At 48.1% G+C, this 12,917-nt stretch carries 9 protein-coding genes; 2 read left to right on the top strand and 7 right to left on the bottom strand.

The genetic code is table 11. The features are described 5' to 3' along the window. Window positions 1-7 precede the first annotated feature (7 nt). The 3 genes from GWC94_RS07890 to GWC94_RS07900 are packed head-to-tail and all read right to left on the bottom strand — an operon-like array spanning window position 8 to window position 3,637. Window positions 8-2,209: a sensor histidine kinase gene (locus GWC94_RS07890; RefSeq protein WP_161834506.1), complete on the bottom strand. Its 2,202-nt coding sequence runs from the start codon at window positions 2,207-2,209 to the stop codon at window positions 8-10. A 19-nt stretch (window positions 2,210-2,228) separates the two neighbouring features. Further along, window positions 2,229-2,867 (bottom strand): methyltransferase family protein, encoded by a 639-nt coding sequence (locus tag GWC94_RS07895; RefSeq protein WP_202628668.1) that lies wholly within the window; start codon window positions 2,865-2,867, stop codon window positions 2,229-2,231. After that, the gene (locus GWC94_RS07900) at window positions 2,864-3,637 is read right to left on the bottom strand and encodes a hypothetical protein (protein ID WP_161834507.1); all 774 of its coding nucleotides are present in this window, start codon (window positions 3,635-3,637) and stop codon (window positions 2,864-2,866) included. Before GWC94_RS07900 ends, GWC94_RS07895 begins: the two co-directional genes overlap by 4 nt. A gap of 129 nt (window positions 3,638-3,766) precedes the next feature. Between GWC94_RS07900 and GWC94_RS07905 the strand changes: the two genes are divergently transcribed. Continuing rightward, window positions 3,767-4,231, top strand: coding sequence for a response regulator (locus GWC94_RS07905; RefSeq protein WP_161834508.1), 465 nt, complete (start codon window positions 3,767-3,769; stop codon window positions 4,229-4,231). A 6-nt stretch (window positions 4,232-4,237) separates the two neighbouring features. Here GWC94_RS07905 and GWC94_RS07910 read toward each other — a convergent pair whose 3' ends face one another. Continuing rightward, window positions 4,238-5,041: a hypothetical protein gene (locus GWC94_RS07910; RefSeq protein ID WP_161834509.1), complete on the bottom strand. Its 804-nt coding sequence runs from the start codon at window positions 5,039-5,041 to the stop codon at window positions 4,238-4,240. A 162-nt stretch (window positions 5,042-5,203) separates the two neighbouring features. On the opposite strand from GWC94_RS07910, the gene GWC94_RS07915 reads away from it, so the two are divergent. Beyond that, a complete protein-coding gene (locus GWC94_RS07915) occupies window positions 5,204-5,617 on the top strand; it encodes a response regulator (RefSeq protein WP_161834510.1) in 414 nt (137 codons plus the stop codon). Between the two features lie 205 nt (window positions 5,618-5,822). Here the strand turns inward: GWC94_RS07915 and GWC94_RS07920 are convergent, their stop codons facing one another. The 3 genes from GWC94_RS07920 to GWC94_RS07930 all read right to left on the bottom strand — a co-directional run bounded on the left by GWC94_RS07920 (window position 5,823) and on the right by GWC94_RS07930 (window position 12,494). Further along, the gene (locus GWC94_RS07920) at window positions 5,823-7,940 is read right to left on the bottom strand and encodes a GDSL-type esterase/lipase family protein (protein ID WP_161834511.1); all 2,118 of its coding nucleotides are present in this window, start codon (window positions 7,938-7,940) and stop codon (window positions 5,823-5,825) included. Window positions 7,941-8,271: 331 nt separating this feature from the next. Then, complete coding sequence (locus GWC94_RS07925) at window positions 8,272-10,596, bottom strand: beta-galactosidase (RefSeq protein WP_161834512.1); 2,325 nt, start codon at window positions 10,594-10,596, stop codon at window positions 8,272-8,274. Window positions 10,597-10,919: 323 nt separating this feature from the next. After that, a complete protein-coding gene (locus GWC94_RS07930; RefSeq protein WP_161834513.1) occupies window positions 10,920-12,494 on the bottom strand; it encodes an alpha-L-fucosidase in 1,575 nt (524 codons plus the stop codon). Window positions 12,495-12,917 lie beyond the last annotated feature (423 nt).

The following is a 12,917-nucleotide window of genomic DNA, read 5'->3' on the forward strand; positions in this document are numbered from 1 at the left end:
GCGACAATTAGTTGACCGCCGATTCGGGCAAGGTATGATATAAAGTTATAATAAACTCCGATCCCTTTCCGGGGGCAGAAATTACGTCAATTTTTCCTTCATGGCGCTGTATGATCTTAAAAACAATGGAAAGTCCCAGCCCGGTGCCCTCTCCCACGTCCTTGGTGGTGAAGAAAGGATCGAATATTTTTTGTTTTACTTCCTCGGTCATACCGATACCCGTATCCCTGATCCGTACCTGTATCTGGTCGCCGATATCCTCGGTGCTGATGGTGAGACTTTCATCGCCCTGCACCTCTTTCTGCCTGATCGCCTGCAGACCGTTGCCCATGATGTTCATGAACACCTGGTTAAGTTTTCCCGGCAGACATTCGATCGAACCGCCGGCCCTGAAATCGCGGATGATCCTTACATTGTCCGGAACCTGGTTCTTGAGCAATACCAGGGTTGAATCGATGCCCTCATGGATATCCGCGGTTTTGATCTCGCTCTCGTCGAGGCGGCTGAAGTTACGCAATCCCAGTACAATCTCGGCGGTGCGCTCGGCGCCGTCCTTGATGCCGTTCATCAGGCTGTCGATCTCTGTTTTTACATAGTCGAGATCGATCTGTTTTTTCAGTTTGTCGATATCTGCCAGCTTTTGCTCTATTTTTTCCGGATCGGTGCCATGCAGCCGATCGTATTCGCCGATCACTTCGAGCAGGTCCTTGATATCGAGCTGCAGCGGCTTGATATTCGACTTAACGAAATTGATGGGGTTATTGATCTCGTGCGCAATACCCGCGGTTAGCTGGCCCAGCGATGCCATTTTTTCGGCTTCCACAAGCTGGCTCTGCGCGTCTTTCAGGTCGTGCAGGGCCGAGCTGAGGTTCTCGTTCGAGGCCTGCAGTTCTTCGGTGCGTTCCGCCACCCTTTTTTCGAGCACGATGTTCTGGTCCTTCACCAGCCGCTCGTTCTCCTGCGATATACGCAGCGCATCGGCCTGTGATTTTTCTTTTTCCGCCCGCAGCGAATTGATCTTATCCGCCAGCGCTATAGAGAGCAGTATACCCTCGATGGCCGAACCCACATACAACACATAGGTGGTGAAATTATTATAGGGCAGTACATTGATATTACGCAATACAAATACGATGATACCGCCGAGAAACGCACACCAGGCCACAAAATAGAAATAGGCGGGTTTATACTTTTTCCGGCGGGCTATGTACAGCGAGATACCCAGTAGCAGCAGCCCTCCGGCCATACTGATAAAATTCAGTATGTTGTAACTGATGCTGTTATTACCCGCCAGCGTAGATACGATCGCCACCATATAACATACCACCAGCCCGAAAAGCACCGGCATCATCTTCCTCGCAAACCGCTTCATATGCAGGAAGTAAACAGCGAAGGTGATACCGCTTATTCCCGCCAGCGCCGAGGTTACCGTAACCAGGTACCTGTTCAGCACGGGGTAATCGCTCCAGAGGTATTTGTACCCGTAACCCGACACCGCAATCTGCGCAATGGTGAGAAAGAAAAGATAGAGTATGTAGATAAAATAACTGCTGTCGCGCGTTGAAAAGAAAAGGAACAGGTTGTACAGGAAGATCGCCACCATAACACCGATATACAGACCGATCACGATCTCCTGCAGGCTCTGCGATCTGTCGAGGGCTATCCGGTCGGCGATAAAAAAAGGCAGCAGTACCTGGTGGCGGCTGTTGATCCGCACAAAATACATGGCAGAATCACCCTGCGGCAGCACAATGCGGCAGGTGAAATTGGGACCTACCTGGTTGTTCTCCGCAAACGGCAGCGACTGTCCCCCCTTTTTCAGCAGACCCAGCGAATCGCCCTGCTGCCGGTAAAAAGAGATCTGGGTGATATTGGGGTACTGCAGGTCTATGTATAAAACAGAATCAGCCGAAAGGTTCCGCAGCGGAAACCTGACCCAGATGGTACCCGGCACCACCGGAAAAATAGGGCTGGTGCTGACGGCTCGCTCAAAACCGCCGCTTTGTAAAATGGTGGCGGCATTGTAGCGGTTGCTGCTGTCTACCAAAATATGCATGCTGGTGCCTACGGCAAGCGGTTTGTCTGTATCCCCGCGGTATACAAGCGGCTGTGCATGCAGAACCGGGGCCGCTAACAGCAGCAGTAACGCACAGCCCAGATACCGCACGGTAAACAGGATCTTTTCCCTAAAATGGCAGAAAGAACGCATACGCAGTCAGTGATTGGTTTTACCAGATAAAGGGAATGATCCGCTTGGTCTGTTTGCTGTACTCGAGGTATTTGTCACCAAAGTAAGCAGAAAGCATCTTTTCTTCAACACCGATGCGCAAATAATAGGCAATGGTCATGGCGGCAATGGCCACACCCGTTGCCCACCAGGCGTTCAGGAACACCGGGCAGCCCGTGATGGCCATGAATGCGCCCAGGTAACTGGGATGCCTCACCCAGCGGTAGGGCCCGGATCGTACCAGCTGGTGATCGTTGGTCAGGGTAACCGTGGCGGTAAAATGTTTTCCCAGGGTTTGAATGGCCCATACGCGGATACCGATGCCCGCTGCCAGCAGCAGCGCCCCGATAAGCGTCATGGTTACCGACGATTGAACCGCATTGTTGGCATAGCCCCATTCGGTAACCGCGGCTACCACGCTCAGTGAAGACATGATAAGGATCACGATGATGGACAACCGGTCGCTGCTTTTATCCCGTTTTGCTTCCTGCGTGCTGAAAGCGGGCTGGCTGAGCCACAGACAGGCTGCGGCAACGATCAGTAAAAGGGATTTGTAGTGAAGGATGAGTTCGGGTTTTCCCGCAAGGGGTGCAATGTTCAGCAGCAGGATGGCTGCGATGGTAAACAGCAGTTTGTTCATGAAGGTTTTTCTTTACGCTTCAGCGGTATCTTGAATTCCCTTGGGTTGGCGCTCGCTATCACCAGGTCATAATGCACTTTCACCGCAAAGTTCTTGAAAGGTGATTTTTCGATGGAGACCGACTGCAGGTTTTTTCGAAGATACAGCATCTTTTCCCTTTCGCGGGGATGTGCGTGTTCAAGCGCCACGGCGTCCGACAAAAAAACGGCGGTTGCCAGCAGGTCAAGCTTGGGATAATAAAAGGTGCCATCGTTGCCCACCGTCTTGAGTACCGTGCTGCCGATCCACTGGTTGAAACGAACGGTTGCCGGGGAACAAAGCGAGAACATGGTGGTTAAACCGATCTGCTCGGCGATCACCACGGCCGCAATGGAGGGAAACAGGCTGCCGATGCCGAGCCCGGCCACTTCCTTCGAGTTCCACAAACCGCAGAGCTCGCCGGTGCCATGCTGTGCGCAAATGCCCACAATATCGAAGATCCGTTCGTCCATATACCCTGTTGCGTCTTCGATGGGCAGGGGTACAATGCCATTGGCGGCATGCACGCGCGCACCGCCGAAAAGTTTTTCGCGGTCGAGCGTTTCCACCACGATCACGAACACACCGGGGTTATTGGCCCATTCGTTGTTGGAAGAAGTGACTTTGGTAATCCCGTGGTGCTCGAGTACATGGCGATGGCCATCGATGAATTTCTGACAGGTCACGGGATCATCCACTGCCCGGAAGGCTCTGATACGGATCTCGGTCTTTAACACTTCGGGCTCTGGCATCTCCGGGGGATTTTTATCGCAAACACAATAACGAAACTGCTTTCGCTTTATTTTATTTGTAAACGTTAATCTTCGTTTTTATTACCTTTATAACCGATTTAAAATCACCACTCCCACAATCCAGGATACATGGAAGAAAAAAAGATCAACGTTCTTTACGTTGATGACGAACCAAACAATGTCACTTCTTTCCGGGCCGCATTCAGGCGTGTATTCAATATTTACACGGCCGAATCTGCCGAAGAAGGAATGAAAATCCTGGATTCAGAACCCATTGACGTGATCCTGAGCGACCAGCGCATGCCGAAAATGACGGGCATCGAATTCTTCCAGTCCATCCTCACCACACATCCCGACCCCATCCGTATCCTCATCACGGGATACACCGACATCAATGCCGTAATAGACGCGATCAATGTTGGACAGGTGTACAAATACCTCTCCAAACCCTGGAATGAGGAGGATGTAAAGAACTTTATCTTCAAAGCCTTTGAAGTGCTTGACCTGCGCAGGCAAAACAAAGAACTTACGGAAAAACTGATCGAAGCAAACGAAAAACTCGAGTTTCTGGCGCGACAGAACCTGCTCTCCTGAACAGCTTTATTCCGGAATATACCGTATCCGGTTCCTGGTAACCGCTCCCGAATAATTGCTTGTATCGAAGGTAACCACCATACTCAACGGCGTAAGCGTATCCACAAAATAGACCCTGTTCTTCCAGGTAAAAAAGGGTTTGGGCTGACCGTCGGGGGTTGCCACAAATTTCCCGCTTGGTTTCAGCTGCCCGTAATAGCTCCAGGTAAGCTGCTCCTCTTTTGAATCGCCGGTAAGGGTAAAACTGGTCCGGGCATCCAGGTAACGGGCCCTGTCGGCTGCAAAAATGCTCACCCAGTCGTATACCAGCGTGTCCTGTCCCTGCGAACCGATCGCCCTTACCTGTTTCCATATCCAGGTATCATTCACCACCCATCTTCTGGCGCCGTTCCACAAACCGGTGGTGAGTTTGTCGGCCACCCGGATGGTTTTGGTCTGCTGGGAACCGTTGTTCACCGCCAGTACATAGTTTACATTGGATCGTAAAGGGCCAGTCGTCAGGGCATCGTTATACGCCACTTTGATGCCGTTGAGCGTTACCACGGTACTGGCATTTGTTTCGGAAACATACCAGCGCACAAAAGTGCCGCGTTCGTAGCCGATCAGCGTATCGTCGATGTAAAACTCCCTGATCATACCGGTGGGTGCCACCGGTCTGTTGCGCGTGGTATCCACCAGTACGGGCGTCTCGCCGCCGTCCTTGGTGCAACCGATCAGCGAACCGCCCAGCACCGCAAAAAACAGCCATACCCCCGCGGTGGCGAAGTGGCTGTAGGTTTTGGCGGGGTTGAAAAACCAGTGTTTTTGCATGACTGACCGGGAAGCGACCGCAATCTACCAAATTACTACAACACGTAGTGAAAACCACTACAAAAACTATTGGATCCATCTAGGCCCGGGATGGGGCAGTGCCATTTCGCCCCCCCTGTTGATAACCACCCGCCGGGCATAAGATTTTAGGGTTGTTTCCATATGCACACAAATACCACCGGAAAAGTGATCCTGGTAGCAGACGATGATATCGACGACCAGGAGATGATCAGCGACAGCTTTCGCGGTATCGACAGCGCCTGTACGGTGGAAGTGGTCTCCAACGGGCAGCAGGTGATAGACCGTATCCGGGACAATTCCCTGCCCCGGCCCTGCCTGGTTGTGCTGGACTTGAATATGCCGGTGCTGGACGGCATGGAAACCCTGACCCGGATACGCAGTACCGGCGGGCTCGACGATGTGCCGATCGTGGTATTCACCACCTCCAATTCAAAGGAAAGCCGCAAACAATCGCTCACCCTGGGCGCCCTGGACTATATCGTCAAACCCAACGATTACCACGGACTGATGGAAGTAACCGCGAAGATGATGCAGTATTGCAGGGAGGAGAATTGAAGGGATTGGCGATTGCCGATTTCCGATTGAGGTTAGACTGGAAGAGATTGGACCAGCAGATGATTTTATTAAATTTTAGATATAGTAAGTTATCAGTTAATTATCAGTAATTTATATCAAAGGCCTGGATCCTCAACACAGGCCAAAGCACGTTCTTCAGAACCGGCCGTTTGATTTGTCAATACAGGTATTCCTTTCATTTAGCCTAAAGCAGCCCATCAATTACAGGCTGCAAAGCCAGCGCCCATTTGCGGTAACCATCAGTGTGCAGGTGAATGCCATCTCCTGTAAAGTCACTCGTGCTCAAACTGCCGTCAGCCTGCAAAAATGTATTTGTCAAAGGCAGGTAGATGTACTCCTTACTCTTCCGCATGGCTAACAACTGTTGAATCTTTTCATACTTCTTTCTTCTGCTTTCTTCCTTGTTTAATCCGGTAGGTAACGGGCCTGTGAGAATTATCTTAGTAGCGGGCATGTTGATCTTTGCCCATTTGGCAATGGACAGAATACCGGCTACAATTTCTTCGGGGCTGTCGTCCTCGATAAAATTATTGACGCCAATTGTTAAGACCAGCACCTTTGGTTTGGCAAGTTTGTAATTGCCGTGTTGCAATCGCCACAAAACATTTTGCGTACGGTCGCCGCTGATGCCAGCGCATACCCATTTGCGGTTGCCAAATACCGAATCAAAAACCGCAAGTCCCGGCTTGTGGGTGACGTGCGGGCGCTGGCCTGCTATACCTTGCGTGATGGAGTTGCCCAGAAAAACAATATCAAGTTTTTTTTCAGCGGCCAGCAAGGAATCAATATCGGCGTTTTGTCTCCACCAGTCGTAGCCTTCCGTCCATCCTGCAGCGGAGCGGTATTCGGCGGCGGGTGCTGCAACGGATGCAAAGTTTGTTTTATATCCTGTGGCCCGTAAAATAAAATCAACAACGGGTGTTGGGTTTTGCAGACTGTGCGGATGATGGTTTACGCCCGGTTTGTGAATCACGTTTATACTGCCACCGGCTGCTTTTATTCTTTCTTCAAAAGGCGCCGTGTTTTCACTCACCGGCACCACCTCATCGGCGTCGCCCACCACGTGCAACAAAGGGATGCCAAGGCGGGCAATCTTCGCGGCGTTGTTCAAAGGGCTGTTGGAAAAATTATCCGCATCTGCATCAGCAAGGTTGTAATCTTTTTTAAAAACCTCCCAGCTTTCTTTGCTCCCGGCGCTTTTGCCTTTTCCACCCGGCCAGCTTTTAAGGTCCAGCACCGGCGCATCGGCGTAAACACAAGCTACTTTGGCCGGATTGGCCAGGGCCCAGCTGTAAGCGTACACACCTCCCCTGCTCATAGCTTCCATCGCCACTTTTTTGGCAAGGCCGCAATCCTGCATGTAGGCGTAAAACCGATTCCATAAATCAACGGCTTCTTTGTTGCCAAAGAGTTCCGCCACATCACAATACACCAAATGAAACCCTCTTTCCAATAACGCGATATCGGTTTGGGGTTCGTGTCCCCAAAACCTGGCTCGCCAAATCCAGGAAAGTCCGGCAACAGCCTTTTTGGGCTTGACTACTTTGCAGTTGCGGCCCGCAAACGTAAAATCGGCGCAGGCAAAGCCGTGAAAGGAACTGAACTTTTTTTCTTCTTTGATTTTTGAAAAGATGTCGAAGGACTTTTCGTTCAGCTTCACCACTTCATACAATCTCCTTGCAATGAGGGTTGCGCCTAAGGAAGAAGGATGAATTTTATCTACCAGCAAGCCAACTTTGTCGGTGAAGGGATGGTAAAGATCAATGGTCTCGCAGCCGGTTGCGTAGGCCACATTCTCAATCATGGGAATGATTTGTTGTTTGATAACCGGGTCGTAAATGGAAGTGCTGTCTTCCAAAAAAGAAGGAAGGGGCAACAGCAACACCACACGGGGATGCGAGGGTAATGAGCGAAAGGAATCAATCAGGTCTTTGTAGTCTTTTTCAAACTCTCCGCGAAAAGGACGATTCACCATTTTGCTGTCGTTGGTGCCCAACATGATCGTTACTATATCAGGTCGACTGGTCAAGGCTTCTTTAAATGCATCTACCCGCCAATATGAGTGATTTCCTTTCCGCAGTAGGGTGCTTCCACTTACGCCGAAGTTTAACACTTCATAACCGTCACCCAGCATGTTTTGCAACTGGGCGGGATAGTTGTTCTTTTCGCGATTGGCTACCAAGGCGCCATACGTAATGCTATTGCCTATGCAAGCAATCTTTATCTTTTGTGCGTTTACGGATATTGCAGCAAAGAGAAAAATACAAAGGATAGGGTTTTTGACGGAAGAATTTTGTTTCATGATATAATTGTTTATTCAGGAAAACCGTTCGAATCAGGAGATTGCCATAACCGGCGATGTCGCGGTATCCCGTGTCATCCGTTAATACTAGAATGATGTTGGGACCTTTGTGAAGGGCATTAGGCTTTTGCGCAAACAAAAGTTGTCCAGTTGCCAACAGGCATGTAAGTGCCAGTCTTTTTTCCATCGGGTTTATTGTAAGATTCCTGGAAAGGCGTCGCTTGTGTCCACTAGTTTTTCATCCCGTAATGATTTTTATATGGCAAAAACATCTGCAATTAAAGCTTCACCAACCCTCCACAAACCGGATGATGCTTCCTGTTAATCGCCCTCATTTCTCCAGCTTAAACGGCGTTGTTGAAAAATACAACCGGTAGTCTTTGATTCTTCCATTTGCGCCGTCCTGCCGGGGAAGGTAGCTTATACCGCTAACCTTTTTCACTGCCCCCAGATCAATCACCAACTGGTGCGGGTGTTTGGGCTGCGCAGAAGACCATTGGGTGTGCCAAATGCTGGTAAACTGCAGGTCGAACACGTTGTCAGCTTTGCCGTCTTCGCTTCCTAATTCTTCGCTGTCGGCGTACGCCACTTTCCAGTTGTTGCGGGAAATTTTTTCGCCCCGCTCGTCCAGCAGTTCCAATTCGGCAACGGTTGTAAACGGCTGCTCGTTGAAACTGTTGAGCGCCTCGATGCAGAAATAACGGGCTGCGACCGGTTTGAATTTCACCGATTGCCAGGCCGCCGAATTTTCAAAACTGCCGGTGTAATGCGCGGCGCTTGCACCGGTCATCCATTGTTGTCCGGTTTTTTTGTGTGCCGTTGCCTGCGTCTCTGTCACCATGTCCAGAATGGGTTTTACTACGCCTGCCAGTGTGGGGTTTGCGTTGTTGCCAAACAAATCAAACACCACCACCTCGTTCCGTCCTTTCTTCAGCCAGCAGCCTGGCAAAAACATGGTTTGCGTAGGCCCGATGTTCCAATACCGGCCGAGGCAAATGCCGTTTACCCACACAAGCCCCTTGCTGCACTTGCTCATGTCGAGATATGTATCGGCATTGCTGTCTGTGGTGAACGAGCCTTTGTAAAACATTGGCTGGCCTTTAGCAGGCATGGTTGTTTGAAAGGAAAGCGGAAGATTGTTCTCGCCCATCGGAATGCGGTAATGTTTCCAGTTCTTCAATTCCGTTTTGGCATTGTTGACGGCCAGCGTTACAGCGCCGTGTATGCCTTTGCGGTCGTGCATAAGATCACCGTAATTCACACGGCCCATCGCTTCCACAAAAATGCGTAGTGTTGAAGGCTTGCTTCGGGCAGGCACCGCAAGCGAACGGACGTTCTTCCTTCTGTCAATCACGCCAACAAATTTACTGTCAACGTACACCGTTGCAAAGTCGTGAATTTCATCAAACGTCAGCAAGGCCTTTTTGCCAACGGGCAGTGTTGTTTCGTACAGCATACCGCCAAAGGGAAGATCAAGGTCTTCAAAAAGCGAAGCCGTATCTGCAACAATGGGCTTGGGCAAATTGTTGAACACAGCAGCGTATTGCGTCAGCTTAAACGCAGCAATGGCCTGCTTTGGAATAGCCGCTGGCAACAGAGGCAACTTCTCTCCTTCCTGTAAATATTTTTCAAGCAAGGCGCGAAGGTGATAGAACTTAGGGGTGGACTCTCCGCTTTCATTAATAGGCGCGTCATAATCGTAGCTGCTGGTTTGCGGCAAATAAGGTGGTGCGTTAGCGCCGCTATATGTTCCAAAAGTGGTACCGCCGTGCACCATGTAAATGCTGAAAGAAGCTTTGTGGTCCAGCATCCAGCTCAATTCTTTCACCACATGCTCACTGCTGCCCGTATGATGCGGCCGACCCCAGCTGTCAAACCAGCCGGGATAATATTCGCTGCAAATGAGCGGCCCTTTTGGCTGAACTTCGCGCAAGGCTTTAAAACCATTTTCGGGATTGCCTCCAAAATTGACGGCAGCAAAAATATCAGGTCTGACGTCATTTTTTAATTGCACTGGACCATCGCAGGTAAAGAAAGGCGTGTTAAACCCGGCTTCCTTTAAATCATCTCTTATAATACCGAGGTACTCTTTATCATTTCCAAAACTTCCGTATTCATTCTCCACCTGTACCATTAGTATGGCCCCCCCGTTGGTAATCTGCAAAGGCGCTAATCGCCTGCCTACTTCCTTCAGATATTGTTTGCACCGCTGTAAATAATATGAATGCTGTGTACGGACCTTCATGGTTTTGTCTTTCAACAACCACCAGGGCAGCCCGCCGAATTCCCATTCTGCGCAAGAGTAAGGCCCTGGCCTTAATATCACATACAGGCCTTCCTGCTGTGCAATTTTGCAAAACTCCGCCGCATCACTTTGTCCTTCCCAGCTAAATTTTCCCGGTTCTTTTTCATGCATATTCCAAAACAGGTAAGCACATACTGTATTAAGTCCCATGGCTTTTGCCATTTGCAAGCGTTGACGCCAATAAGGTTTCGGTATACGGGCAAAATGCATTTCACCACAACGGATAACATAAGGCTTGCCATTCAGCAAAAAAGAACTGTCACCAATCGCAAATGCCCGCTCTGTTTTCTGGGCAAAAAGATTACAATGTGCAAAGAGCAATAACAGCGCTACAATTAATTTTTGTTTCATTTTTTATCTTTCAATTTGATACAATACGTAGTCAATACTCCATACTCTGCCAATGCTTATGAATGAAGCAGGATTCTTTGGCAAAGGCTACCTTCCTCCACCGGTACAGCGAGTCTTCAAAATATCGTTATATAGCTATGCTAAGGGGCCCATTGGGATAACTCATTCGTTCGAACTTTTTTTCATACTTCCCCAGCTATTGATAAATAAAACCCACCAACAACAGAAACAACGGCAACCTGGCTGCTGCATCCGCTTCGTTTTGAGAAATAAAGAAGCATTAAGAAAAATATTTCTATTTTTTCTAACTTTTTAATAATTTATTACAACACTCCCTTCACTTCAAACACTTGCGTATAACCATCTGTCACAGGTACGGTTAATTTTAGCCTATCCCTGTCTTGATTAAATGAAATTTTGTTGTGGCATCCCAATAATTTTATAGCAGTAATTTTTTTAGAATTGTAGTACGATTGCCGTCCGAGACTTGGTATTTCAATTTGACCGGGTATAGGATTCAATAGAAAAATGAACAAGTTTTTCCCTTTTGTAGTGAACCTGACTTCATTATTCGGATAGAGTGGACTGCCAATGGTGCGTTCATTAAAATCGTTGCTTTGCTTTTTTACATCGGCGAGGTCAGTTTCACTCATGTTTTTCGCCGGTTTTCCACCACCTAAGTTATCACCGTATATTTTCCAGGGTTTGCTGGCGTAAATAGCTTCACGGTTGCGGTTGATCCATTCACCAATAGTGTCCAATATTAACTTATGATCTGGCGGTATAGTGCCATCAGGTAATAATTCCACGTTCAATAACAGGTTTCCATTTTTGCTGATAATATCAGTAAGGGTTTCGATCACTGTCCGGGCACTGTGCCTGATGGGTCTTTCTTTTTTATAGAACCAACTTCCAAATGTAAGAGTACCCTGCCAGGGGTAAGGCAGGATTTCGGTGGCACCTCCCCGCTCGATATCCTTTACAGTTGATGGCTCATTACTAAATTTTCCCGCTATGACACCTGTAATTTTTCCATGCTCTTTTAATGTATTATTAAAATAGTAGGTGCACACTTCTTTACCATAATCACCATAAGGGAACCCATAACCATCAAACCAAAGCATATCCACATCATATTTTGTCACCAGTTCTTCAAGGCGCCTTATATAGTTCTCTTTTACGCCTTTAATATATTCAGGTGTACGTTTCTCGGGTGGAAGGCCGTACAAATCGGCCGGGTCAAGACCTTCCCACCATTTCCCTTTGCCGTCAGCTTTGGTCATGCGTCCATCGTAAGGCAGCCCTTTGTATGGGCCAGAAGTATCTGCACGGAACGCGGGCAACCACCACGTGAGAAAACGATCATCATGTGAGCTGACTCCGAAAGGAATATCATATTTAACCGCCGATTTTTTAAACAAACCAACAATATCCTTTTTTGGACCCACGTTCACTGAGTTCCACTGTTGATACGTAGAAGCAAAATTGTCGAAGTGATCATGATGATTTGCAAGGACCACAAAATATTTAGCGCCAATACTTTTGAAATATTTCAACAATGCATCCGTATTTAACTTCTCCGCTTTCCATTCATGTATCACATCTTTAAAACCTTTTTCTGAAGGGTGCCCGTAGTGCCGTACCTGGTAAGGATAAGCATTAGTTCCCCAGGTTTCATTGCCCACATCTTGCATGTACATGTGGCGGGCATACCAGCCCCCGCCGCTATCTGGTTGTGTTTGTGCACCCCAATGGACCCAAATACCAAAACGGGCATCAGTGTACCATTTAGGAAATTGGTAATGGCTGCGTTGTTGTTGCCAGTTTAGTGCTTTTCCTTGAGAATAAACGATAAAAGAAAAAAGAATAGCATGGAGTACAAGGAAGGTTTTTTTCATAAACTTTTTAATTTTTATCTCTGATGTTCACTATTTTTTATTGGCATACTATTTTCCATTCACCAAAAATGAAATTCTGCAAGTGTTGCCTGCGCTTTCTCTATTTCCTTCGGAACTCGATTTTCGTTTAAGAATATAATTTACATAAGGAAATCAGACCTTTCTGTTTGTACGGATCATAATCAATACTAGTTTCGATGATGAGGGCATCGAGACCAGACAAAACCCTAATGCAACAATACTGTGTCCTTACTCAATGCGAACAACATTTCGGTCAGATGCTTGGAGATGGATACGATACGGATATCTTTAGTTGTATCCATTTCTTACTTATTGAAGCGGCCGCAACCTGCAATAAGAAAACTAATAAGAAGACATTTAATGATTCGTTTCATATTCATGGTATAAGAATGAGATTATTCC

The sequence above is a fragment of the Sediminibacterium soli genome, from assembly GCF_009939225.1.
In the GTDB taxonomy this organism is placed as follows: domain Bacteria; phylum Bacteroidota; class Bacteroidia; order Chitinophagales; family Chitinophagaceae; genus Sediminibacterium; species Sediminibacterium soli.